Genomic DNA, 25,089 nt, shown 5'->3' on the forward strand with positions numbered 1-25,089 from the left:
AGCACGACAGGAGACCCTCATGATGAGACCTACCGGCCTCTGGCCGGGCGCGTTCGCTCGCGCCGCGATTTGCATGCTTGCCACGCTTCCGGGCCTGGCGACCGCCCAATCCTATCCCGCCAAACCCGTCCAGCTCATCGTGCCGTTCAGCGCGGGCGGCGACGCCGACATGGCGGCCCGCAACTTGGCTGCCGCCGCGCAAGGCTTGCTTGGCCAGCCGCTGGTCGTGGTCAATAAGGCCGGGGCGAATGGCGCGATCGGCTCGGCCGCCGTGAAGAACGCCGCGCCCGACGGCTACACCTTGCTGGTCGGCCGGATCGGCTCCCAGGTCCTGCTGCCCGCGCTGCAACCCAAGACCACGCCTTACACCGCAAAGGACTTCACGTACATCGGACTGCTGGAGTTGAACCCCGTGGTCTGCGTGGTGCATCCGGACAGCCCCTACAAAACGATGGGCGATCTGGCGCAGGCCTTGAAGGACCGCCCCGGCAAGCTCAACTACAGCCATTCCGGTCCGGCCACGGTGCAGAACCTTGCACCGCAGCTGTTGCTCAGCAGCCTCGGCCTGAAGCCCGAAGCCGTGGTCAACGTGCCCTACAAGGGCGGCAACGAAGTTGCGCTGGCGGTGCTCAGCAAGGACGCGGACTTCGCCTGCAACAACCTGAGTTCGATGACGGGCATACTTGCCAGCGGCAAGCTGCGCGCCCTGCTGACGACCACGCCCGAACGCCTGGCGCAGTTCCCCGACATACCCACCGCGCGCGAGCTGGGGATGCCCCAACTTGAGGCGGTCATAGGCTGGAGCGGGCTGTTCGGGCCGCCCGGCATGAGTCCCGAAGCCGTGGCCAAATGGGCCGCCGTGCTCAAGCAGATCTCGCAGGATCCGAAGTGGATCGCGGGCAACGCCAACTTCGGCGGCATCCCTCACGTCCTGCCCCCCGCGGAGACGGAAAAATACGTCAGCCAGGGGGCCGCGATCTACGCCGACCTTGTGGCCAAGGCCGGACTGCAGGTCAACTAGCCAGCCCCACCCCCCGTTCCTGGCGGCCCGCCGAGTCCGGCGGACGCCGGGATCGCCTCGCGCAGATAGCCGACGAATGAGGATACGGTCAGCGGCACGCGCGGCGTGTAGGGCCTGACTGCGTACAGCCGTTCCGCATATTCGCCCACCACGCGCCACCCGCGCAGGACCTCGACCAGCTCTCCGCTGCGCAGGGCCTGGTTGGCGCTGAAATCCGGCACCAGCGCGATCCCCAGGGATCCGACAGCCACCTCCCTCAGCACTTCGCTATTGTTCGCGGTGAAGCTGCCGCGCACGGGCACCGCCACGCGCTTGTCTCCGTCACGCGACTCGAACGACCAGGTCGCGCTGCCGCTGCGCCGCAGGTAGTGCAGGCAATTGTGGGCGGCCAGATCCATCGGCGTCTTGGGCGTGCCATGCTGTGCCAGATACTCCGGGGCAGCGACAAGCACGGAGCGCGTCTCGCAGATGACCGAGGCGACGTGCGTGTCCGGCACGCCGGCCACATGCCGGATGGCCAGGTCGAAGCCTTCGGTAGCCAGGGAAGCGAGATGGTCGCTGAGTTCCAGCTGGATCCGCACATCGGGAAAATTCTTCAGAAACCCGGGTATCAGCGGCGCAATGACCTGGCGTCCCAGGGCCACGGGCGCGGTCACCGACAGCACGCCGCGCGGCCCCTCGGACAGGTCCCGCACGGCCGAGAAGCCCTCTTCGATGCGCAGAAAGGCCGCCGCGGTCTGGTCGACCAGGCTCTGCCCCGCCTCCGTCAGGCCGACGCTGCGGGTGGTGCGGCGCACGAGAGGGACGCCAGCCGCCTGCTCCAGTTCCACGATGCGCTGGCTCACCGAGGCCTTGCTGATCTGCAGGCGGCGCGCGGCCGCCGTATAGCTGCCGGTATCGGCCAGCACCCCAAGGCAATGGATATGCGACCACAGATCTTCCAGACGTCTGGTTTTCGTCATGCCCTGCTCCATTGTTCGAAACATCAAACACTGATTCCAGCCCTCTGATCTCGACGGCCGGGCGGCAATGCGCGACATTGCCAGCTCCAGAACACCATGCATGAGCCCAGGAGCCAGCCATGACCGCAAGCAATGCCAGCGCCCAATCCCGCGATGCCGGACACTATATCGGCGGCAGCCTCGTCGACGGGACAGGCAGCCGCCAGCCCGTCTACAACCCGGCCACGGGCGTTGTCGCCAGGCAGGTGGCCCTGGCCACGCCCGACGAGGTGAACCGCGCCGTGGCCAGCGCCAGGGCGGCGTTTCCGCAATGGGCGGACACCCCTCCCATCCGCCGCGCCCGCGTGCTGTTCAGGTTTCTTGAACTGATGAACAAGCATCGCGACGAACTTGCCCACTTGATCACTGCCGAGCATGGCAAGGTTTTCAGCGATGCGCAAGGCGAAGTCACGCGCGGCATCGACATCGTCGAGTTCGCCTGCGGCGTCCCCCAGCTGCTGAAGGGCGCCCATACCGAGCAGGTATCCACCGGCATCGACAACTGGACGCTGCGCCAGCCCTTGGGTGTGGTGGCGGGGATCACGCCGTTCAACTTCCCGGTGATGGTGCCCATGTGGATGTTCCCGGTGGCGATCGCGGCGGGCAACACCTTCGTGCTCAAGCCCAGCCCCACCGACCCCAGCGCGTCGCTGCGCATCGCCGAACTGCTGCGCGAAGCCGGCCTGCCCGATGGCGTGTTCAACGTGGTGCAGGGCGACAAGGTGGCGGTGGATGCGCTGCTGGAACACCCGGACGTGAAGGCCATCAGCTTCGTCGGCTCCACGCCCATCGCCAACTACATCTACGAGACCGGTGCGCGCCACGGCAAGCGCGTGCAGGCCCTGGGCGGCGCCAAGAACCACATGGTCGTGATGCCGGACGCCGACATCGACCAGGCGGTCGACGCCCTGATCGGCGCCGGCTACGGGTCGGCCGGCGAGCGCTGCATGGCGATCAGCGTGGCGGTGCTGGTGGGCGACGTGGCCGACCGGCTGCTGCCCAGGCTGATCGAACGCACCAAGACGCTGAAGGTGCTGGACGGCGAGAATCCCGCGGCCGAGATGGGTCCCATCGTGACCCGCGCCGCGCATGAGCGCATCAGCGGCTACATCGATCTCGGCGTGCAGGAAGGCGCGCAACTGCTGGTGGACGGCCGCGGCTTCCAAGGCTCGCAGGCGGGCGCGGGCTGCGGCGACGGCTTCTGGATGGGCGGCACGCTGTTCGACCACGTCACGCCGGACATGCGCATCTACAAGGAAGAGATCTTCGGCCCGGTGCTGGGCTGCGTGCGGGTCAAGGACCTGAAAGAGGCGGTGGATCTCATCAATGCCCATGAATTCGGCAACGGCGTGGCCTGCTTTACCCGCGACGGCAACGTGGCGCGCGAGTTCGGCCGCCGCATCGAGGTGGGCATGGTGGGCATCAACGTGCCCATCCCTGTGCCCATGGCCTGGCATGGCTTCGGCGGCTGGAAGCGCAGCCTGTTCGGCGACATGCACGCCTATGGCGAAGAAGGCGTGCGCTTCTACACGCGTCAGAAGTCGATCATGCAGCGCTGGCCCGAAAGCATCGGCAAGGGCGCCGAGTTCGCCATGCCGACGGCCAAGTAACGGCAGTCCGTCTCACGCAGGCGAGATCCATCCGCGATAGATGGCGCCCGCGCCCGCTATCGCGAGCAGCACGAAGATGGCCCGCTTCAGCAGTTCCGGGGACACCCGGACCCTGAGGCGGGATCCGCCGTACAGGCCGATCAGCGCCACGGGCAGCAGCACGGCGGCTGCGGACAGGATCTCCGGCTGCGCATACAGTCCGGCGGCGCCGAAGGCCGCCGCCCGGATCAGGCCGCTGGCCAGGATGACCACCGAGATCGTGGCGCGGAACTGGTCCAGCGCATCCAGCCGGCGCGACAGATAGATGGTGTAGATCGGCCCGCCGGTGCCGAACAGCGCGCTGAAGATGCCGCCGAACACGCCGAACGGCAAGGCCCAGAAGGTGTTCAGCGGCGCCGACGGCTTGGCCCGCGCGCCTCGCAGCCCCTTGATGCACACGGCCAGCACGAAGCTGCCCAGCAGGATCAGGGGCCAGCGGGCGCCGGCGTTGTGCAGCAGCGTCACACCCAGTCCTATCCCCAGCAGCAACCAGGGAAACAGGCGCTTGAGCTCGACGAGGGAAACGCGCCGCCAATTGCTGCCACCCACCAGGGCGGTACAAGCCAGGTCGAACAGCACCACCAGCGGAACCGCGAACTGCAAGGGCATGAACTGAACCAGCAGCGGCACAGCCACCATGGCCGCGCCGAACCCCGTCATCCCGAAGACGACATAGGCGGCAAGGACGACGGGCGCGGCGTAGGCGAGCGTATCGGACGGCATCATGGGGAATCAGCTCGCGGTGATCTTCTTCTTTTCCACCAGTGCCTTCCACTTGGCGGACTCCCGGGCGATCTCCTCCTTGAGCGCGGCGGCAGGCACGATGGTCGCCGACATCCCCTGGTCAGCCAGATAGCGCTGCATGTTGGGCTGCGCGACCGCCGCCTTGGCATCGGCCAGCAGCCGGTCGACCGAGGCCTGGGGCGTGCCCGCCGGCGCCAGCAAGGCGAACCAGCCCGTGAACTCGAACCCCGGCACGCCGTCCTCGGCCGTGGTCGGCACGTCCGGCAGCAACGCCGAACGTTCCTTCCCCGTCACGGACAGCGCCCGCAGGCGTCCTCCCTTGAGCAGCGGCACGATGGCGTTGATATTGCCCACGGCGACCTCGATCACGCCCGCCATGAGGTCGGTGTAGGCCGGGCCCTCGCCCTTGTACGGGACGTGCATGAGTTCGATCCCCGCCGCGTCGCTGAAGGCTTCGCCCGCCATGTGCGTCTGGCTGCCCACGCCCGCCGACGAGAAGCTGAGCTTGCCCGGCCTGGCGCGCGCGTACTCGATCAGTTCGCGCGTGTTCTTGACCGGCAGGTTGGCATTGACGGTGATGACCATGGGCCCGTTGGCCACCTTGCCGATGGGACTGAAATCCGTCAGCGAATAAGGCAGCTTGCTGTAGATGAACTGGTTGACCGTGAACATGCTGCCCGACGCGAGCAACAGCGTATAGCCGTCCGCCGGCGCGCTGGCGACGGCCTGCGCGCCCACGCTGCCGCCAGCGCCCGCGCGGTTCTCGACGATTACGCTCTGCTTCAGGCCCTTGCCCAATTCGGCCGCCAAGGCGCGGCCCAGCAGGTCGGTGGCCCCGCCCGCCGAAAACGGGACGATCATGCGTATGGCCTTGTCCGCCGGCCAATCGGCCCGCGCCGGCAAGGCGATAAACGGCGTAAGCGCGAGGCCACAGCCCAGCGTCTTGACGATGCGGCGGCGTACATCATTGGGTCGGATTTCGTTCTTCATGGATTTGTCTCCTTCAGTTCGCGGGACGGCGAAGCCCGCCGGCTCGCGGCCGGCTGACGATTCGCCAGGCAGCAACTGACCCTCGGGCCGATGGCTCGATTTTTTGGGGCGTTGCGGTGTTTTTCTGCGGACTACTAGGCTGCTGAACTACAGAACTACCGGACTAAGAACTACTGGCCGGCACAGACTGACTTCAATGCATCGAGCAACAACTGCGTAAGATGGGCCCGCGGGTTCTCTTTCGGCGCCAGGATGCCCAGGCGGCGCGTGACGGTGGGCGAGCCGAACGGAATGACGCGGATACCCGGCGGAAACTCGTTCCTGCCGCGGCAGGCCGGCACCACCGATGCGCCCAGGCCATTGGCCACCATGGCGATCACGCCTTCCAGGTTGTCGATCTCCATGGTCGAACGCACGGTGATGCGCCTGCGCACCATCTCTTCCTGCACCAGATGCCCCACGCGCGCCGAACGATTGAAGCGGACATAAGGGTTCTGCTCCAGGATCTCCTGATCGCTGGCGCCCTTGACCGAGCGGTGGGCGATGACGACCAGTTGCTCCTCGACGAACGGCAGGAAATCCAGGCCCGAGCGCGGCGCGTCGGGCTCGGTCACGATCGCCACGTCCAGCTGCCGGTGATAAATGGCGCGCTCCAGGTCGTGCGTGAGCCCCGTGGTGACGTGGACCTCCAGGCCGTGGCCCTGCTTCTGCAGGTGCCGCAGCGCGAGCGGCAGCACGCCGGACACACAGGTGTGGACGCTGCCGAGCCTGAGCAGTCCCGACGAGGTGCCTTTCTTCAGGGCGGCGCTCATGCTTTCCCAATGCGCGATCAGGTCGCGCGCCCGGTGCACCAGCGCCAACCCCGTGTCCGTGAGTATCGGCGGACGCCGGCTGCGGTCGAAGATCGTGATGCCCAGTTCGTCCTCGAGCGCGCGGACCTGCATGCTCACCGCCGACAGCGACAGGCCGATGGTATTGCCAGCCTCGGCGAAACTGCCGTGGTCTGCAATCGCGATCAGCGTGTAGAGCGTCCGGATGTCCATGCAAGAAGGTTCCTGGTGAAGAGCGGCGTTGCGGAAAAGAGGAGTATGCCGCGCTAGAGGCCGAGCAGCCGCCGCGCGTTCCCTCCCATGACTTTCCCTAGATTATCTTGCCGGATCGGCAAGGTCTCGAACCACTCTTTGTACCCTTGCACCGGGCAGAACGGGAATGAGCTGGCGTAAAGCATCCTGTCCGAGAGAAAGCCGTCGGCCGCCTTCACGTATTCCTCCCAGCCCGGCATGCGGGAGAAGTACATATCGGGCGACAGCCACAGGTTCTGGCGCCGAAAGGCCAGGTGCAGGATCTCGTTGACCCAGGGCCAGCCGCCATGGGCGACCACCACGTTCAGGCCGGGAAAGTCCGCCAGCACCCGGTCGGTCCGTATCGGGTCCGAATAGCTCAAGTCCGGCCCCGCAGTGCCTCCCACCATCATGATCACCGGCACGCCCAGGTCCTCGCAGTGGCCGTAGATCGGATAGAGGCGCCTGTCGTCGGCGTACATGGGAACCGGGTAGGAGCCAGGCTCGATGTTGATCAGCTTGAAACCGTCCTCGACTGCCTGGCTGATGGTCTGGCACGCGCGGCGCCGGTCGGTGGGGTCGATGGAGGCGGCGCCGATGAATCGGCCCGGATGCTCGGCGACGATGCCTCGCACGTCCTCGTTGGATACGCTGCCCAGCACGCCGGCCAGGCGGCCCACGACCACGCCGCGGTCTATCCGCGCGGCGTCCATTTCTTTCAGCAGCAGCGCCATCGATTGCTGCTGCGCCGCGGCCGAGGGCTCGAAACCCACCGTCCGCGTAAAGCCGTCGCGGCGTTCTCCCGCCGAGTACATCAGCGTGTCCAGGAAGCCGCCTACCGGCGGCCGCAGCCTAAAGTCGATGATCATCGCAGTATCTCTGTCAGGTATGAGGTTGCCGCAAGCCTGCCGCCGCGCCTACATCACTTCGTCCTTGCGGTCGTCCGTCTCGCCGTAGCGATGCAAAGCGGGCGGCTTCAGCCCGGCATAGAGCTTCTCGATGCCCGCGTTGATGGCCTCGGCGTGCTGGGCGAAGAGCGAATTGCCTTCCAGGTCGCTCTCGACGATGAAAGGCCCGAAATTCTCGACCTCGAACAGCCACATGGCCTGGGCAATGCCCAGTTCGTCCAGCCAGTGCACTTCGCGCACACGCTTGATGCCCCGCCCCAGCAAGGCGCCCGTGCCGTAGCCCACGGTGGTCAGGTAGATCGCGCCGCCGGGCGCCAGCACCTGCTTGTAGTCGTCCGCGGGCATGCCGCCCTTGCCGATCAGGATGCGGCAGCCGGTCTCATCCAGCCAGCGCGGTATCCACTTGGAGAATCGGAACGAGGCGGTGGCGGTGACGGCGCCCACGTTGTAGCCGCCGCGGCCGTCCGGCGCGGCCGCCGGCGAGCAATGGAAGTTGACGTTGCTGATGGCGCGCAAGTCCACGGGCAGCGGCAAGCCCTGGTCCAGCACCTTCTTGTACACACCTTCGCGGGCCGTGTAGACCACGCCGTTCAAGTACACGGCCGAGCCGAGTTCGAGCCTGGCGATGTCTTCCCGCCTGGCGGGCAGGTCCAGATGAAAGACCTTGATGTCGTCGTCGTTGCTTACCATTCGACCGTCTCCCGGCGCATGTAGGGCGTGAACCACTGGGGATCGGTGCGGTATTCGATCTCCCCGTTGGCATGGATCCGCGCGGTGGCGCGGCGCGAAGACAGGCAAAAGGTGTGCAGGCTGATGGGCATGCCACCGGTGTGGGTGTAGCCGCACTCGATATGGCAGTCCACCACCATGCCGGAACCAACGAAACCCATGGCGCCCATGCCGATGGAATTTCCCAGCCGCATCAGCTCCAGTTCCAATTCCGCCACCTTGGGGTCCGGGTTACGGTCCCCTACCGTGCGCAGACAGGCGGCCTGCTTGCCCAGCTGCATGCAGGTGTCCTTGGAGCCGCCCAGTCCGATGCCGACGATGGCTGGCTGACAGGCCAGCCCGCGCTTGCCGAAGGCGATCAGCGTGTCCAGCACGAAGCGCTTGATGCCGTCTATGCCGTCGCCGGGAAACAGCATGCGGTAGTCGGTGCCGAACAGCCCGCCCTTGTGCACGGTGGTGATGTCTATCCAGTCGCTGTCCGGCTCGAACGACCATTCGATCTCGGGCGCGTTGATGCCGACGTTGTTGTTGTGGTCGGTGCGCCAGAGCGGATGCACGCGGTTGGGCCGCAGCGGCACGCTGACCGTGGCCTCGGCCGTGGCGTGGCGCAGCGCGCGTTCCACGGCGACGAAGCCACTGTCGACCGAGGCGTGGTTGCCCACCTTGACGTAGTAGCGCGGCAGGCCGGTGTCGGCGCACATCGGACGCCGGTCCTGGTCGGCCGCTTCCCAGTTGTCCATCATGGCGTGGATGACGAAACGCGGCAGCTTGCCGGTTTCCTTCTTCTGCAGTTCCTGGATGCCGCGCTTGTAGTCGGCCGGGATTTCGATGGCCGCGCGGCGCATGATCTCCAGCGCCGCCTCTTCAACTTTCTGGACAGGGATGCTCATGATTGGGATGCCTCAGCTCTGGGGGATGCCCGCCTCGCCCTCGATGAGCGATTCGCCGGGTTTTACGATGTCGAAGGAAACCGGAACCATCTCCAGCGCCACCTCGCCGTCCTGCGCGCTCACGCGCGTGTAGCAGCTGGTGTGCAGGTCGCCGGCCTCGGGGAAATCTTCGCGGTAGTGCGCGCCGCGGCTGTTCTCGCGCGCCAGCGCCGAGACCGTGATGACCTTGGAAATGTCGACCAGGCTCTCCAGGTTGAGCCAGTCATGCCAGGTCAGGTTGTAGCGGCGGTCGCCGTCCGCCACGCCAATGTCGCGCAAGGCTGCGCGGTGGCCGGCAATGGCATCCAGGCCATGCGCCATGGCCTCTTGGCGGCGCAACACGCCTACGTCGTCCCACATGGTTTGCGAGAGCGCGTCGCGCAGCTCGTGGATGCGGCCCGCGGGCCGGGAAAACGGGAACTCGGCGCGTTCGATGCCGCGCTCGATGACGCGCTGGTCGGGGTCGCGCCACTGGCCGGACTTCGCGACGTAGGCCGCCATCGCATCGCCCGCGATGCCGCCGAACACCGTGGAATTGGCGACGCCGTTGCCGCCCAGGCGGTTGGCGCCATGCACGCCGCCGCAGTCCTCCCCGGCCGCATACAAGCCCGGCGACGCGGTCGAACCGTCCACATTGAATTCGACCCCACCCATCAGGTAGTGGGCCGTCGGCACCACTTCCACCTTGCCGCCTGCCAGGTCGAAGCCGCAATCCTTGCACCGGTTGACCATGCCGGGAAAGGTCTTGGCCACCTTGTCCGGGCCCAGATGGCTCATCTGGATGTAGACCCCGCCCATCGGCCCCGTGCGTCCCGCACGCATCTCGGCGTAGATGCCGCGGCTGACCACATCGCGCGTCGCCCGTTCGCCGCGCTTGTCGTAATTGGCCATGAAACGCTCGCCGTCGCCGTTGAGCAGATAGCCGCCCGCTCCGCGCAGCCCTTCCTCCAGCACCGTTCCGGTCATGCGCGTATCCGGCCCGCCGAGCAGGCCCGTGGGGTGAAACTGCACCATCTCCATGTCCCGCAGCTTCAAGCCATAGCGGAGCGCCATGGCCAGGCCGTCGCAGGTCTTGTCGCCCGAAGGCGTGTGGTAGCGGTACATGGTCGGGCCCGCCCCCGTTGCCAACAGCACGGCCTTGGCCTGAATAAAGCGGTACGCGCCTGTCCGCATATCGATGAACAACACGCCCGAGATGCCCGAGCCGTCGGCGGCGGGAATCAGTTCGATGGCGCGGTGCTCTTCCAGCTCGTCGACGTCCAGCGCCCGCACCTGCTCCATGAGCCGGTTGATGATCTCGATACCCGTCAGATCGGCCTTGTGCACGGTGCGGTCGAAGCTCTGGCCGGCAAACGCCTTGGAATGCAAGGTGCCGTCGGGATTGCGGTCGAAGAAGCAGCCGATCTCGTTTTCCAGTTCGCGCACCCGCTCGACCGCGCCTTCGACCAGCCGCCACGCCAGGTCCTGGCGCGGCAGCCATTTGCCGCCCTCGATGGTGTCCATGAAGTGGCGTTCCACCGAGTCGCCCGCGGCCAGCGCGACGTTGTAGCCGCCCTGGACCATGCGGGTACAGCCGCACTTGCCCAGCAGGCCCTTCACCGTCACCGTCACGCGCAACGACGGATTCGCCTTCTTCGCGTGCAGCGCCGCGAACAGGCCGGCGCCGCCGGTGCCCAGCACAAGAATGTCCGTCTTGATGTTCTCGATCCGCATCTCAGATCACTCCCGCGATGAAAACCAGGCCCGTCGCCATGGAGACCGCAAAGCCCCAGCCGATCCAGGCGATGCGCGCGTCCCGCGGCGAGCTCCAGGGCAGCAGCTCCAGCGCGAGCAGGCGCAGCCCGAAGAACATGTGCAAGGTCAGCAGCAGCACCAGCCCCCACTCGCCGACCTTCATGGCCGGCATGTCGGCAAGCTTCAGGAATCCGTCCAGCCGCGCTTCGTCCAGCGCCATCGCCAGCACATAGAAATGCGCCGGCAGGAACAGGGCCAGCGCCAGGCCGGAGATGCGATGCCCCAGGAAGGCCCAGTACGCCTGATGGTTGCGCGCCGATCTCATGGCATCAGCCCTCCCACCGCCGCGACGGCGCGCACGCCCAGGATGAACAGCCCCAAGCCGAACGCCAGTCCGACCGCGGACGCCGCGCCGCGACCCAGCCGCAGCCACTCGATCAGGATGTTGCGCACGCCGATCGGCACGTGGACCGCCACGCTCACGACGAACAGGCCGTAGAAAACGATCCAGAACCAGTTGCCCTGGGTGCGCGAGAGAATCTCGCCCGCGGTCAGGCCGCCGCGCACGGCATAGATGACCAGGCCCACATGCACCAGGACAAAGGGCGCCATCACCATCGCCGTCAGACGCTGGAGCGCGAAAAGACGAGCTTCCATGTCAGCCCCCCTTGAGCAGGCTGAAGATGGCGCTGCGCTTCAATCCGGCAATGCTGCCGGTGGGGCTGAGGCTTACCGGACAGTGCTTCATGCAGCTGCCCTGGGTGTGGCAGGAATTGCAGCCGCTGCCGGAGGTGGCCTTGCGCAGCACGTCCTTGGGGTCGGCGTGGCGTTCGTCATTGAACAGCGTCCACGCGCGGTTCAGGGCGGCCGGGCCAAGATAGTCCTTGTCCCAGGACACCACGTCACAGGCCGCGTAGCACACGCCGCAATTGATGCATTCGATGGCCGCGTCTGCCTGCTTGCGCTTCTTGCTTTGCGGCGACACCAGCGCCGGCGGATCGTTGCGCGTGGCCGTGCCGACGAAGGTATTCCCGGCGCGCGCCCACTTCTGGAAGAACTCGCTCATGTCGACGACGAGATCCTTGATCCGCGGCATGTTGCGCATCGGCTCGATCACGATCACGCCGCCTTCCTCGACCCGGCTCACGTGCGTGCGGCAGGTCCAGCGCGGCTTGCCATTGACCGTCATGGCACAGGACCCGCACACGCCGACGCGACAGGCATAGCGGTACGAAAGGCTCGGTTCCTGCGTGCGCTGCACTTCGGTCACCACATCCAGGACCGTCTGGTTCTCCCGCCACGGGACCGAGTAGGTGGAATAGCTTCCGTCTTCGGTTCCCCGAGAGATGCGGACCGTGAGTTGTCGCTGATTCGTGGAGTTCTTCGTATCCATTTTCCGCCCTCGGACGACAGGCTGCGCCCATGAACAGAATTCTGAATCTCGCGTATCGGTGAAGCAATATGGATTTGGTTGATATTTTTTGAAGTTATTTTTTGCCCGCCCAGAGAGGGCGCCGAACGATCCGGCGCCTGCCGCGCCGCCACATCTTCAACGGATGGCGATCACTGGCCGCCTCCAGGCCGCCGCCGGACTGGGATCCGGCCAGGCCGCAGCCCCCCTCAGGCACGTTTTTGAAAATTAGGTATACTTCCGCCTCGCTTGCCGCAACCGCCTCCGGATCGCAACGATCACGGATGGTGCCAGGCAACGAAAATGCGGGAGTAGCTCAGTTGGTAGAGCGCAACCTTGCCAAGGTTGAGGTCGCGAGTTCGAGACTCGTCTCCCGCTCCAAATTTTGATTTCCAGCTTCCTTCACGGAATTCTGAAAATCGTTGAGAAAGGGCCTACGGGCCCTTTTTTCATTGCGGTTTGCGCCGCTTGGAAAATGAAGGAACACGGGCAATGGATACCGCATTGATCCTGCTGGTGCTTGTCGCGGCATGGCAGGTGCTGCGCGTGCGCTACCAGCGCGCCCGCATTGCGCTGCTGGGGCGTCATCTGGGCGGTTTGCAGCTTGAGCGCCACATGGAAACACTGACGCAAGGCTACACACGCGCCATCCGCGAAGACACCGAAACACGCCAGCTACAGGTGCTGGAAACCTTCGCCCAGACCGAACGCGCCGTAGCGGCGCAAGTGCAGTCGCTGGCCGACGCCATGCAAAAGGAAAGTCCACAGGCTACCCGCGTGAGCACGCTCTCGTTCTGCGTGCCATACATCGAGCGCTTTCTGCCTGCAATGACACGGGATTTTCGTGAACTGCTGCACATCCATGCATCCGGCTTGCGCCATGTCGTGGACAACGAGAGCCACTGGGACGCAAGAGAACGCGCATACCACCTCTCGGCAGAGTTGTATCTGCTGCAACACAGTTGCCATTGGTTCTGCAAATCCCGCGCCGTGGCCGATGCACGGCTGATGCTGCGGCATCAGGTCGATCACCGGAAAGTCCTGGATTCAGTGTCTGCTGTTACCCGCTCGGCTTATCTGCGATGGCAAGGGGCCGATAAGCACTAGGACCAACTGCGTCTCGTCCGCTCTGGCCCCGCTCAGCGCGCATTCTTAAGCAAGTCATTGAAAAAGGGGCGAATCTTTCGATTCGCCCCTTTTTCATTTGGCCTGGATTCCAACCCGCACAGGCACAACGGACGCCGCAATCGCGATGCCTGTTGTGCCTTGCCGCGTCCGATCAGAAGCGCACAGCCAGCTTGAGCACGCCCGACTGCTGGCGGTTGCCGCCGCCGAACTGCGCGTCGTACGCAATGCCGGCCGTCGTGTTGCGCGTGATCGCCATCTCGGCGCCCAAGCCCAACACTGCGGCGTCGCGCGCGATCGGCACGCCCGTCACCGAGAACGTGCTGCCGCCTTCAAAGGCCAACTGCTGCTTGGGCTTCACATCGCCCATGGCATGGCGCCAGCCCAGCGACGCCGTCAAGCGCCCCGGCGTGCGGTCGGAGCCGAACTCCCAGCCGCCTCGCAGCCCCAGCGTGGTGCTGGTCACGTCATCGGAATTGCTGGACCCGTGCAGGGCCGCCGTGCCACCCGATTCCTCGAAGCCGCGCGTGCGCAGCTGGTTCCATGCCAGACCGGCAAAGGGTTCGATGGTGTAGGCATCGCCCAGCGGCAGCTTATAGCCGAGTTCGGTGAACACCTGCGTCGACGAGGCGTGGTAGGACGACTCGAGACGCTGGTTCAAGCTGCCGGCCGCCACGTCGCGCTTCGCGTCGATGTCATGCCAGGTGTAGGCTGCGCCGGCCATGAAGCGGATGTGGCCGGGGCCGGCCTGGAAGTTCCGTCCGCCAAACAGGGTCGCCGTATAGCTGTCCACATTGGTGCGCGAAGACGTATCGTCGATCGAGTTGTGGCTGCCGATGTAGCCGACCGCGCCGCCCAGGCGCCAGCCGCCGCCGACCGCGCCATCGCCGCCGACGAAGAGGCCGCCGGACGATTGGCTCAGGCTGGACGCGTCGCCGTCGCCGCCGAACTTGCTCCAGTTACCGAACGCTTGCGCCCACACCGGCGACGCGCCGCTTTGCGGCATGGCGTCGGACGAGGGCGCGCCCAATTGGGCCGTGGGCCGGCCGGCGACCACCGGCGCATCGAGGTTGCCGCGCAGATGGGACAACGGCAGCGTGCGCACGGTGTCGCCCTGGCTCAGCAGCACGCTCGCGGTGCTGGCGTAAGCCTCGCCCGACAGCATCCTCAAGGCCGAACGCGCTTCGTTCGGCGTCATCGCGAGCACGGCCGCCGCCACCTGGCTGGCGCCGGTGTTCTTGCCAGCGGCGATGCCGCTGTCGACCAGGGAGGATCCGCTACCGGCGGACGGCGTTTCATTGCCGGCGGTGGACGAACCGTTGCCGTTCGAGGACGAACCGTTGTCCGTCGACGTCGAGCCGTTGCCGTTGCCGTTCGAGGACGAACCATTGCCGGTCGACGTCGAGCCGTTGCCGTTCGAGGACGAACCGTTGCCCGTCGCGGGCGGCTCTTCCTTGTCCAGCGCGCCGCCCACGTTGCTCTCGTTGCCCGAACCGCCGATGCTGCCGATCGGCACATCATTGCGGGTCAGGGTCATGTACGCGTTCTTCGGGTCGTAGCTGAGCGTCGGCGTCAGGAACGCATAGCTGCTCGAAGCGCCGGTGAACTGGCCCTGGATGCCGCCATCCGCCGTCAGGATGTTGTAGGTCGTGCGCGGCGCGTAATTGCCGTCAGGACCCACGTGCGCCACGGTGCCGTCGAGGTAGGCGACGCCGGTGACGTGGATGCGGTCGCTGAGGTTGCTGGCCGGATCGGCATGCACGCGATAGATGGTGTTCTGGCCAAAGGTCAGGTTGCCGTTGACGGTGAGCGTGCCCATGGGCGTGCCATCATTGCCGGGAGAGATGACCGCGGTGGGATAGAGGTTGGTGGTGCCCACCTGGCCCACGCCTGCCAGCACCACTTCACGGCCGATGTCCATCGGGCCGTTCAGCTTGCCGTCGATTTCCAGGGCGCCGTCAGCGATCAGGATGGGGCCCGTGAGGCCGCTGCTGTCCGCGGTCAGGATGACCGATCCCGGGCCGGTCTTGACGAAGCCCTGCGTGCCCTGCAAGGGGTTGTCGATGGTGTCGACGAATTGGCCCGAAGCATAGGTGCCGTCGCCGACCACGATCGCGGGGGGATTGCCGCCGCTGCCGACCAGGGTGATGGGAGCGCCTTGCAAGCGGTAGCGATCGGTGGCGAACTGGATGCCCGACACGCGCACCGGACCGGCGCTGCCGTCCACGTTCACCGTGCCGGCCGCGCCCGTGAAGATCGCGTAGCCGCCGTCGGGCAGGGCGCCCGTGGCATTGCTCGGACTGTTCCAGTTGGCGCTGGCCGCGCTCCAGGTGCCGTTGCCGCCGCCCGAGCGGGTCGCGGATGCCGCGCCGTTGCCATTCCACAGGTTGGTGGTGCTCGGCCCCAGGATGAGATTGATCTGCTTGTCGCCGGTCAGGTTCTGGATGGTCGCGGCAGGCGCGGAATCGCCCGAGACCGATCCCAGCGTCAGGCCGTTGCCGCTCAGGCTGCCGCCGTAGGACAGGATCCGGTAGTAGCCGGCGTTGACGCCCAGGGTGTTGACCGTGACGTTCAGCGTGGTGTTGTTGATGGCGGCATTGCCGCGCACGGTGATGTTGTCGCCGGTGCCAGGTTGCGTAATGGGCAGCCCCGCGTAGCCGGTCTCGAAATTGAACACCGAGTTGTTCATCGACAGATTGCCGTTGACGACCAGGTTGCCATTGGAGACGCCAGTAGGCGTGCCGACTTCATAGCCTGGCGCCACGCGCGCGCCGGACACATTGAGATCGCCGTTGATCGAGCCAAAGCCCGCGACGGTGCCGTTCGAGTTCGCATTGACGTTGCCGCCCAACGTAACGCCAGAGCCGCCGCCATTGCCGCCGATCACCAGCGTGCCGCCGTTGACATCCACCCCGCCGGGGAAATTGGCCGAGCCGTCGAACACCTGCGTATTGCCCGACGTAACCGTCAGGTCCGCAGCCGCGACGCCACCGCAGTAGGACGCGCTCAGCGCGAGCGTCGCCGTCAGCCATTTCTTCGTGTCGTGTATCAACGTAAATCCTCCATGTTTTGATTAATAAATTTGATATCCAGGGCATTACCGGATCGCTATAAAAGTATTATTAAGTAACCGGGTAAACCCAATGGCCGAAATAAGTTTTCGCGAAAAAAGGAGGCAATTTATACCCCTTTTCTTTCAATACCGAAAATTAATGAAGAGATACCATCTTTATTAATTAATTCAGCAACTTGGATACCATCCAAAACCTGAATAATCGAATATGGATACCATCCATTGGCGAAAAATAATTAAAATGGCCAATATCCGATTTATTTATTTTTTCTTGTTGGATACCATCCAAACCGATACAACTGGCGTTCGATTTCCCGACTTCCAAGCCATTCGGGAAACAAATTGACATAACCGGCGCGGGAACGAGGCGCGGCACCGGCCCGCTTCCAGAATTTTCTTATCCGTGAAGCCCGGCCCGGCCCCTACCATCGTTTGCATGATGGCCGCCCCCAGCCTCCCCGACGGATACATGCCGGCAACCACCAGATTGCCGATGATCCTGCTGCACCTGCTCGCGATGGCGCTGCTGGCATGCATACTCATCGGCACGATGCTGTTGATGTACTGGTCGTTCAGCGACGAGGTGTCCAGTTACCGCCGCCGCATGAACGCCGCCGCCGACCGGGCGCAGATATTCTTCGACCAGCGCGAAACGCTGCTGCGGGCCGTGGCTGCCTCGTCGGTGCGCAACACCGACCGCATGCCGGCCCAGCACACGCCCAGGACCTTCGGCCAGACCGGACAGATCAACGTGATCCCGCTGACGAACGGAGCGGACGCCTACGAATGGGCGCTGATTCTCACCCGCCGCAACCGGGCGGACGTAGCCGCCGCCAATGCGCGCATCGTCTACACAACGCTGGCAGACTCCGGCGCGACACGTCTGGCGGTGGACGACACGCGGCGGGACGGTCACCAGATTTCCAGGGAAGCGGAAAAATGGCTCTACGACGCGCTGGCGTCGCATCACGCCACGCCTGATCCGGACGACGGACGCGCGCCAGTCGTCTGGATCAGGCCCCTGACGGACGCCACCGATCATCTGTTTCTCTACACGCCTCTGGACACGGCGGGCCGCGAGCAGACCTGGGTAGGGCTCGAAGTCGACGACATCGCTTCCGTCATCACGGCGCAACATGCCAGCGACGGCGCAAGCTATGCGCTTTACGACAGCGACAGCCGGGTCGCCTTGCACGGCGGCCCCTCGCCTTCCGCCACCGGCTCGATGTCGGCGAGATTGACCCGCGACTCCTTCAGCTTCCAAGGCGCCAGCTGGCTTCCCCACAGCCTGGCGCTGAGCAAGGCGGTCGGCGAAGCCGGCTGGCGACTGATCTACTACGTGCCGACGCAGGACGTGCTGAAACATGGCGCATCCGCCTTCTGGGCTGTGGGCACGATCGCGGCCTGCCTGAGCACGGTGGTCCTGCTGGGGGTACGCCACATCAGGGAGACGCTGATTTCGCCCGCGATCCGGCATCAGACCGCGCTCATCGACAGCCTCGCCCTGAACCGGAAGATCATTGACGTCGCGCCGATCGGGCTCAGCCTGGTTCGCCCCGCCGACGGCACCCAGGTCATATCGAACGAGACGGCGCGCCATCTGCTGGGCGCGCACGACAGGTGGCGCGAGGACACGCGCAGCGCTGGCGACCAGGCAGGCCGGCATGAGTATCAGCTTGGCGACGGACGCACCGTCTGCCTGACATACGCCGCGACCAGCTACCAATCGGAGAACGTCGTGATATGCGCCATCAGCGATATTTCCGCGCAGAAGGAAATTGAACACACCTTGCGCAGTGCCAAACTGGCTGCCGACCAGGCGAATGACGCCAAAACCCTGTTCTTCGCCACGATCAGCCACGAAATACGCACCCCTCTGTACGGCATCCTGGGCACGCTGGAGCTGCTTGCGCTCACGCCCATGACGAGCCAGCAGCAGCAATACCTTCAAACCGTCCAGCAATCCTCCTCGACCTTGCTGCGCACCATCAACGACACGCTGGACCTGTCCCGCATGGAGGCCGGCCACGAGGACCTGATCCTTTCGGAGTTCTCGCCCGCGGAGATGCTGGAAAGAGTCGTGGCCAACTATGCCGCTCGCGCCCAGGGCAAGGGGCTACAGATTTTTTCCCTATCCGACACCGGTATGCCGGCAATGGTGAAGGGGGATCCGGTCCGGTTGCAGCAGATCCTCAACAATCTGGTGAGCAACTCGGTCAAGTTCACCGAGGCGGGCCGGGTCGTGCTGCGAGGAACCGCGAGCGTCGTCGATCCTGGCAAGGTGACGCTGCGCTTCCAGGTCGCCGATACCGGCGTCGGCATACGCGCGGAATCGCAAGCCCAGCTATTCGAGCCCTACTTTCGAGCGCATTCCGGGCTGGGCCGGGACGCGACCGGCACTGGCCTGGGCCTGGCCATCAGCCGCCGCCTGGTCGACCTGATGGGAGGCAGCCTGACCGTGGTCAGCGAGGTCGGCCTGGGTACCAGCATAACGTTCACCGTCGCGCTCGACGTAACCGAAATGGAACCGGCATCGCCCATAGCGCTACGACGCAGCGCCGTCTACGTCAGCGGCGCCATTCCGGAGGTCGTGGCGAACGCATGCGCGTGGCTGAACAATTGGGGCGCCATCGCCATACCCTATCGCGGGCAGAGCCATGGACAAGATGCCGACAACGCGGTCTTGCTGCAGACCTGGCCGCCCGGACTGACAGAAGCGTCTTGGGCCGGCAGCAGGGTGCGCGTGCTCGCCCCAGGCGCCGACCATGCTTCGATCGCGTCGCGCGGCGGCCGCCTCGGCGTCACCAGTCAGGGCAATCCATTCAGTATCGGAACCGCCGTAGGCATGGCCCAACACGGCCGCGAACAAGTCCTGCCGCCCTCTCCCGGCACGCAACGGCCTTCGCTGGGGCTACGGATCCTGGTGGTCGAGGACAACGCAATCAACCAGATCATCCTGCGCGAGCAACTCGAGTACTTGGGATGCTCAGCCACCATAGCCTCCAACGGCGGCGAAGCGCTGCAACGCTGGGATCCCGACAAGTACGACGCCGTCATCACCGACATCAATATGCCTGTCCTGGACGGCTACGAGCTGGCCAGAGCCCTGCGCAAACTCGGCTACCGGGGAACCATACTGGGCGTGACGGCCTGCGCGGCGCCCGAAACCATAACCAAGGCGCAGGAAGCCGGCATGAATCAGGTGCTGATCAAGCCCCTGCCCATCCTGGCCCTGACCGCAACCTTGCACGCATACGCCGAAGGCTGACGAAAAATGCTGTCCAAACTCAAAGTACTGGTACTGGATGATCACGCCTACCAATGCGCCTTGCTGAAAGACATGCTTGAGGAAGCAGGCTTCCCGCACGTCGACACGGCGCTCGACGCGCACGACGCCCTGGACCAGATCTGGAGAGAGAAACATCAACTGGTGCTCATGGATGTGGACATGCCCGGCATGGACGGCGCGCAGTTCATTCATGAACTCGCCTGTCGCGGCCTGAATCCGATACTGGCTATCGTCACGGGATGCTCCCGGCGGATGAGCAACAGCATCGGACTCATGGCAAAAGAGCGCGGATTCGCCGTCATGGCAAGCTTCATCAAGCCGGTTTCCACCGAGCAGATCGGCAGCCTGGCGGCAGGACTGCTGAGAAAGCAGACCGCCCTGGCGCCAGCGCGAACTCCCGCCGGCGCCGATCAGTCTCGACCTCTGCTCGACCGGCGCATGATCGAGAACGCCCTGCGCGACGGCAGTATCCAGGCCTGGTTTCAGCCGAAGAAATCACTCGTTTCCGGCAACATCGTCGGCGCCGAGGCACTGGTCCGCTGGCAGCACAAAGAACTGGGCCTGATGCTGCCCTCCTCGTTCCTCGCATCGCTGCGCGCCTACGATCTGGACCACGAACTGCTGCTGCGCATGTTGGACGATGGCCTGAGAGCCTATTCCATCTGGCGCGATCAAGGGCACCGCATTCCCATTTCGGTCAATCTTTCGGCCAGCCTGCTGGATCTTCCGCAGTTGCCCGACGAACTCCATGCCATGGTCTCCGGACTCGGCATACCCGCCTCGGACGTGACCTTCGAACTGCTCGAGGACGCGATGCCGACACTCGCCGGGCAGTTCCACATGGGAGCCAGCCGCCTGCGCCTGAAGGGGTTCGGGCTGTCGCAAGATGATTTCGGCAAGGGTTACAGCTCCATGTACAACCTCATCTCCACCCCCTACACCGAGGTGAAGATCGATCGCGCCTTCGTCAACGGCGCCGCGGCCGACGAGTCGCTGGCGGCCGCGCTGGTGGCGTCGATCCAGCTGGGACGGCAACTGGGCTTGCAGGTGACCGCCGAAGGCGTGGAAACGCTGGAAGACCTGGAATTGCTACGACGGATCGGCTGCGATGTCGCACAAGGATTCCTTATTTCCGCAGCCGTCAACGTTGCGACCTTCTGCGAGTTGCTGGCCTACGAACCGAATTCCTATTTCGCCCCGCTGTCTCCGCCCCACTAGGGCATGCCGACATCGCTCCGATACCGGATATGCCGCCGAACAGAATAGCCCGCAGCCTGCGCCACCTGAGCATGGCGTGCCTGCGCGCCATGCCGCCCGTCCTGCTTTGCGTCGCCGCGCTCTACTGCGGGCGCCAACAGATCCAACGGCGCCACGCCGACCTGATGCGGCTGGACTTCGCGACCATCGTGCAGACCAACATCTGGCTGTTCGCCTGCACCTTGCTGTTGCTGGCCGCCGGACTCTATGCCGGCGCGCTGCTCTGGTTCTGGTGCCGCCGCCGCATCATCCTGCCGGCGAGAGCGGCGCGGCAGGCGCTGGCCGAGTGCGAGGCGCTCTGCCGAACGATGCTCGCCACGGCGCCTTGCGCGCTATGTGCGCTCTCGCGCGAGAACGGCCGGCTGGTCTTCGGCAACGCCTTGGCGCTGCAATGGTTGGGCGCGGGCGCCGGCCAGGTCTTGCCCGACACACCCGACGCCAGACGCCTCTTGATGCAAGCCCTGCAAGCACGGGAGCCCGGCAACATTGAGGCATTCAAAACCCATGACGGCCGCAGGCTGACGGTAGCCTATGCCCCGACTCGATACCGCCGGCAGGATGTGGTGCTGTGCGCCTTCGCCGACATCAGCGCACGCGCCGACATGGAGCGTCTACTGAAACGCGCAAAGGCTCAGGCAGACAGGCTCTACGAATCCGGGGCGGGCATCCTGTCCGCCATCAACCGCGAAATCCGCACGCCGCTGCATGGGGTATTGGGCACCCTTGAGGTGTTGGGCATGACGGCGCTGAACGAAGAACAGCGCCAACACGTCGACCGCGTCCAGAACGCATCCCTCGCGCTGCAGCAGCTTACGGACGATCTGCTCGACATCGCCCGGATAGAATCAGGCCAGTTCTCCCTGGAAACCGGCGCATTCGATCCCCTCGAGCTGGTCGAAAGCACGGTCGCGGCCCATGCTCCGATAGCAGAACGCAAGGGGTTGATCATCTATGGCTGCCTGGACACCTCGGTACCGAACTGCGTCACCGGCGACGCCGGACGCATCCGGCAGATACTGAACAACCTGCTGAGCAACGCCATCAAGTTCACGGATTCCGGCCACGTCGTCGCCAGGCTGTGTGCGCAGGCCATGCCAGACGCCAGGGTCCGCCTGGACCTGCAGGTTGCCGATAGCGGTATTGGCATCGCCGCAGCCCAGCAGGCCAAACTGTTCGAACCCTTCCATCAGGCCGCTGCCGGAACGCAGGCCGCGCGCGGCGCGGGCCTGGGTCTGGGTCTGTTTCTTTGCGCCCGCCTGGCGGCGCTCATGGGAACCCGTATCCAGGTCATCAGCGAACCTGGGCTGGGCAGCAGCTTCTCCATTTCCTTCATGGTGGACCGGGCGGACGCGTTGGCCTATACGCCACCGCTGTTGCAGGGTCTAAGCGTGCTGGTGCGCAGCGCCCGCAAGGAAGCGGGCGAGAGCGTGGCCCAGTGGCTGCGGCAATGGGGGGCCCAGTCCCGAACCGTCCCCGCAGGCATCGTCGCCAACGGCAACGAGGCTGGCATGTTGGTCGACCTGGCCTTGCACAAGAATGCCGAACATGCGCCCTGGAGAGGGCCGCGCATCGTGGCGGGAAGCGCACGCAGCGGCGGCGGCACGGTCCTGGTAGACCGCCATTCCGCGCGCGAGATCGGCTACGCGGTACAACACCTGATGCAAGGCGGAACAGATCGGCCCCCGCATGCCGCGCTGCCTGCCCACCGCCTCCTGAACCTGCGCGTCCTGGTCGTGGAGAGCGATCTCATCAACCAGGCCACGCTGCAGGATCAGCTCGCGCGCCTGGGCTGCCACGCCACGGTCGCCTCGGACGGGGCCGAAGGACTGGCATTGTGGAACATACAGCCCTACGACCTGGTCATGGCGGACGCCGACATGCCCGGCATGAACGGCTACGCGTTCGCCGCGGCCCTGCGCGCCCAGGGCGCGACGGTCCCCATCCTTGCCCTGGTCACAAGCACGCCCCGCGCAGAGGAACAGCGGTGCGCAGCGGCCGACATGAACGGCTGGCTCGCCAAACCGATAGGCCTGCGCACGCTCAGGCAACGGCTCCAGGCATACGCCGCCGCACCTGCCCGCAAGCCCGACCGGCCGGCTGCCCCGCTACAGAGCACCGCCGAACCGCCGCGGCCCGGCAAGCCGGTGGTTCCCGCCAAGTACAAGGCCGTCTTTCTCGAAACCATGGACAAGGATCTGGTTCGGCTGGAAGCCTCGATGAAGAGCGGCGACAACGCCGATATCCGCGCTTTGCTGCATCGTATACGCGGCGGCCTGGCCGCAGTGCACATGGCCCCTCTGCTGGCCCAGGCCGATGATCTTGCCGCCCTGCACCGCAAGGACGGCCTGGGCGGCGCCATGCCCCAGCAGGTGGCCTCCTTTGTCGCGCAGTTGCGAGACAAGATGCTCGAGATCGCGAAAGCGTAAATCAGCGAAGTCAGACTCGCCCCCCTTCTTTGAAAGGCCGCGTTCACTCGGCGCGAGGCCATTGGGAACAATTGAGAATATTCCCATGGCCCATGCAGTGGGTGATTTCTAGAATCAACCACTGCAAACGAATGCATGCCATGCGCGCAAGCGCCGTCGCCATCCTGGCCGACAACGCGCAGGCATGCGCTACTACCGAAAATGGAATATCTCCCTTGCGGTGGCGTCGGCTTACGCCCCGCGCGTCAGCCCTCGGCGCTAGTCGGTTATCAACCCGTCTTCTCCGCCGATGGCCGGGTTTGCGAATACGCATTGCCTGACCTGCCCGCGGCCGAAGCGACCCGACATTTCATCGATGATCCCGCCGCTCACAGACTGCACGACACGCTGCATCTCTTCCGGCAGGGACATCAGGGCATTCCCCTGTCATTCAGCTATGCGCTCGATGCCCCGCGCATCGAGTGGTCGGCGCGAAACGTATGCACCGAGCTAGACCTGTCGCTGGAGCGAAGCCGCCTGCACTTAGGCGCGGCCCCCGCCGACGGCGTCGCGGCAGGCCCGAGCTATCCCGCATCGCTGTTCACCTTGAACATACCCATGACGTGGGATCTGCTGCCGGACGCCGAACTGCACAAGAACCGGCATGATTTCAATGCCGGCCTGCGAGTGAGGATCAATCCCACGCTGGTGGAGGGCCGGCCAAACACGCACGGCGTGCTGCGCGTCGTGGGCCTGCACCTGAAGATTCCGGAGCGCATCTCAGAACAGCCCATGCTGAATGGCAAGTTCTTTTCCCTGCTGCAACGCGCCCAGGCATTCAAGCTGCCGGTGCTGGTCTCGGATATCAACCATGCCATCGATTTTCACTGGCTGCGGTCGTTTCCAAACCTGATGTTCCAGGGAGATCTGCTATCCCCGCGCATCGGTGCGGACAGCCTGGACTTGTTGCTGACGATGGGCGGCGACAGATGGCGGGACTTCAAGGTTGGAGGCCAGATTCGATAGCCTCGCGGCATTCCGCCAGCATCGGGATCAGAACGAGAAATTTCTCAGACCTGGACTTAGGTTGAACAAGGATGATGCATGGGTTCGGACGCACACGAAGCGTCCGCTACACAACCCCGCCTTCAACAACTCTCGAAGGCATTCATTCAACTTCAACTCCAGGTTTTCATCCATGAAACTGAACAAGATCCTGATCGCACTGGGATTGGCTGGCGCGTTTGCGGGCGTGGCGCATGCCGCTACCCCAGCAGAGAAAACCGTCACAAAGAGCATCACCCTGACGGCTCAGATCAACGACGCGATTTTCGTGTCCAAGCCCGACGGCTCCACCTGGTACGGCACCGAAGAGCTCGAACCGGCAGACTACAGGCAGCTGACATTCTCCAAGACGCTGCCGATCCGCATATTTTCGAAGACCGCTGGGATCAACGTCAAGCTCTCCCAACCTCTGAAAATGTCCAACGGACACCTCGAGATGACCAACGCACAGGTGATCTTGACCCACGCCGCAGGCGACCAAGTCCTGGCATACGACAAACCCAACAAGATTACCCAGGTCGTGCAGGGCAACGGCGGCTTTGACGAAATCCACAATCTGGAAATCTCAGTGGACAGCCCCCAGCAAACCAACGGCCAGCCCACCAACGGCAGCTACAGCGGCAATCTGGTCATGCTCTTCGAGCCGGCCCCTTAAGCCTCGCTCGACCATCGTTCTCCAGAGCCCCGTCCGGGGCTCT

The 25,089-nt window shown here is 64.9% G+C and carries 20 protein-coding genes and 1 tRNA gene; 9 read left to right on the forward strand and 12 right to left on the reverse strand.

What is annotated here, in order from left to right:
- Window positions 1–19 precede the first annotated feature (19 nt).
- The gene (locus IAG39_RS25865) at window positions 20–1,021 is read left to right on the forward strand and encodes a Bug family tripartite tricarboxylate transporter substrate binding protein (protein ID WP_118932872.1); all 1,002 of its coding nucleotides are present in this window, start codon (window positions 20–22) and stop codon (window positions 1,019–1,021) included.
- Here IAG39_RS25865 and IAG39_RS25870 read toward each other — a convergent pair.
- Window positions 1,018–1,983, reverse strand: coding sequence for a LysR family transcriptional regulator (locus tag IAG39_RS25870; RefSeq protein ID WP_059373842.1), 966 nt, complete (start codon window positions 1,981–1,983; stop codon window positions 1,018–1,020). The two genes, IAG39_RS25865 and IAG39_RS25870, sit on opposite strands and share 4 nt — an antisense overlap.
- A gap of 119 nt (window positions 1,984–2,102) precedes the next feature.
- On the opposite strand from IAG39_RS25870, the gene IAG39_RS25875 reads away from it, so the two are divergent.
- A complete protein-coding gene (locus tag IAG39_RS25875) occupies window positions 2,103–3,632 on the forward strand; it encodes a CoA-acylating methylmalonate-semialdehyde dehydrogenase (protein ID WP_118932873.1) in 1,530 nt (509 codons plus the stop codon).
- A gap of 12 nt (window positions 3,633–3,644) precedes the next feature.
- On the opposite strand, the gene IAG39_RS25880 is transcribed toward IAG39_RS25875, so the two are convergent.
- From IAG39_RS25880 to IAG39_RS25925, 10 genes are all read right to left on the reverse strand, one after another.
- Complete coding sequence (locus tag IAG39_RS25880; protein WP_316253132.1) at window positions 3,645–4,397, reverse strand: sulfite exporter TauE/SafE family protein; 753 nt, start codon at window positions 4,395–4,397, stop codon at window positions 3,645–3,647.
- A gap of 6 nt (window positions 4,398–4,403) precedes the next feature.
- On the reverse strand, window positions 4,404–5,405 hold the full coding sequence (locus tag IAG39_RS25885) for a Bug family tripartite tricarboxylate transporter substrate binding protein (RefSeq protein WP_059373768.1): 1,002 nt from the start codon (window positions 5,403–5,405) through the stop codon (window positions 4,404–4,406).
- A 170-nt stretch (window positions 5,406–5,575) separates the two neighbouring features.
- Window positions 5,576–6,448, reverse strand: a complete 873-nt coding sequence (locus IAG39_RS25890; RefSeq protein WP_054450007.1) for a LysR substrate-binding domain-containing protein — start codon at window positions 6,446–6,448, stop codon at window positions 5,576–5,578.
- A gap of 53 nt (window positions 6,449–6,501) precedes the next feature.
- Window positions 6,502–7,335 carry an amidohydrolase family protein gene (locus tag IAG39_RS25895; protein ID WP_118932874.1) on the reverse strand — a complete coding sequence of 278 codons (834 nt, stop codon included), beginning with the start codon at window positions 7,333–7,335 and terminating at the stop codon, window positions 6,502–6,504.
- A gap of 48 nt (window positions 7,336–7,383) precedes the next feature.
- Window positions 7,384–8,064, reverse strand: coding sequence for a fumarate hydratase C-terminal domain-containing protein (locus IAG39_RS25900; RefSeq protein ID WP_118932875.1), 681 nt, complete (start codon window positions 8,062–8,064; stop codon window positions 7,384–7,386).
- Window positions 8,058–8,993 carry a fumarate hydratase gene (locus IAG39_RS25905; protein ID WP_059373764.1) on the reverse strand — a complete coding sequence of 312 codons (936 nt, stop codon included), beginning with the start codon at window positions 8,991–8,993 and terminating at the stop codon, window positions 8,058–8,060. Before IAG39_RS25905 ends, IAG39_RS25900 begins: the two co-directional genes overlap by 7 nt.
- A gap of 12 nt (window positions 8,994–9,005) precedes the next feature.
- Window positions 9,006–10,745, reverse strand: coding sequence for an L-aspartate oxidase (locus tag IAG39_RS25910; RefSeq protein WP_118932876.1), 1,740 nt, complete (start codon window positions 10,743–10,745; stop codon window positions 9,006–9,008).
- Between the two features lies 1 nt (window position 10,746).
- Window positions 10,747–11,091 carry a succinate dehydrogenase gene (locus tag IAG39_RS25915; protein ID WP_059373762.1) on the reverse strand — a complete coding sequence of 115 codons (345 nt, stop codon included), beginning with the start codon at window positions 11,089–11,091 and terminating at the stop codon, window positions 10,747–10,749.
- A complete protein-coding gene (locus IAG39_RS25920; protein ID WP_059373761.1) occupies window positions 11,088–11,423 on the reverse strand; it encodes a succinate dehydrogenase in 336 nt (111 codons plus the stop codon). The genes IAG39_RS25915 and IAG39_RS25920 overlap by 4 nt, the downstream gene beginning before the upstream one ends.
- Before the next feature lies 1 nt (window position 11,424).
- A complete protein-coding gene (locus IAG39_RS25925) occupies window positions 11,425–12,159 on the reverse strand; it encodes a succinate dehydrogenase/fumarate reductase iron-sulfur subunit (RefSeq protein ID WP_059373760.1) in 735 nt (244 codons plus the stop codon).
- A gap of 323 nt (window positions 12,160–12,482) precedes the next feature.
- Here IAG39_RS25925 and IAG39_RS25930 point away from each other — a divergent pair.
- Window positions 12,483–12,558, forward strand: a tRNA-Gly gene (locus IAG39_RS25930).
- Between the two features lie 111 nt (window positions 12,559–12,669).
- Window positions 12,670–13,284, forward strand: coding sequence for a hypothetical protein (locus IAG39_RS25935; RefSeq protein ID WP_118932877.1), 615 nt, complete (start codon window positions 12,670–12,672; stop codon window positions 13,282–13,284).
- A 172-nt stretch (window positions 13,285–13,456) separates the two neighbouring features.
- On the opposite strand, the gene IAG39_RS25940 is transcribed toward IAG39_RS25935, so the two are convergent.
- Window positions 13,457–16,354 carry an autotransporter outer membrane beta-barrel domain-containing protein gene (locus tag IAG39_RS25940; protein WP_118932878.1) on the reverse strand — a complete coding sequence of 966 codons (2,898 nt, stop codon included), beginning with the start codon at window positions 16,352–16,354 and terminating at the stop codon, window positions 13,457–13,459.
- Between the two features lie 514 nt (window positions 16,355–16,868).
- Between IAG39_RS25940 and IAG39_RS25945 the strand changes: the two genes are divergently transcribed.
- The 5 genes from IAG39_RS25945 (at window position 16,869) to IAG39_RS25965 (ending at window position 25,046) form a co-directional block, all read left to right on the forward strand.
- Entirely contained in the window at window positions 16,869–19,643 is a 2,775-nt protein-coding gene (locus IAG39_RS25945; protein ID WP_223283218.1) for an ATP-binding protein, read from the forward strand.
- Window positions 19,644–19,649: 6 nt separating this feature from the next.
- A complete protein-coding gene (locus IAG39_RS25950; RefSeq protein WP_118932880.1) occupies window positions 19,650–20,882 on the forward strand; it encodes an EAL domain-containing protein in 1,233 nt (410 codons plus the stop codon).
- A 29-nt stretch (window positions 20,883–20,911) separates the two neighbouring features.
- Complete coding sequence (locus IAG39_RS25955) at window positions 20,912–23,347, forward strand: hybrid sensor histidine kinase/response regulator (protein WP_118932881.1); 2,436 nt, start codon at window positions 20,912–20,914, stop codon at window positions 23,345–23,347.
- Window positions 23,348–23,659: 312 nt separating this feature from the next.
- Window positions 23,660–24,352: a hypothetical protein gene (locus IAG39_RS25960; RefSeq protein WP_118932882.1), complete on the forward strand. Its 693-nt coding sequence runs from the start codon at window positions 23,660–23,662 to the stop codon at window positions 24,350–24,352.
- Window positions 24,353–24,524: 172 nt separating this feature from the next.
- Entirely contained in the window at window positions 24,525–25,046 is a 522-nt protein-coding gene (locus IAG39_RS25965) for a fimbrial assembly protein (protein WP_059373753.1), read from the forward strand.
- The last annotated feature ends 43 nt before the right edge of the window (window positions 25,047–25,089 follow it).

Source organism: Achromobacter xylosoxidans (assembly GCF_014490035.1).
GTDB classification, from domain to species: domain Bacteria; phylum Pseudomonadota; class Gammaproteobacteria; order Burkholderiales; family Burkholderiaceae_B; genus Achromobacter; species Achromobacter bronchisepticus_A.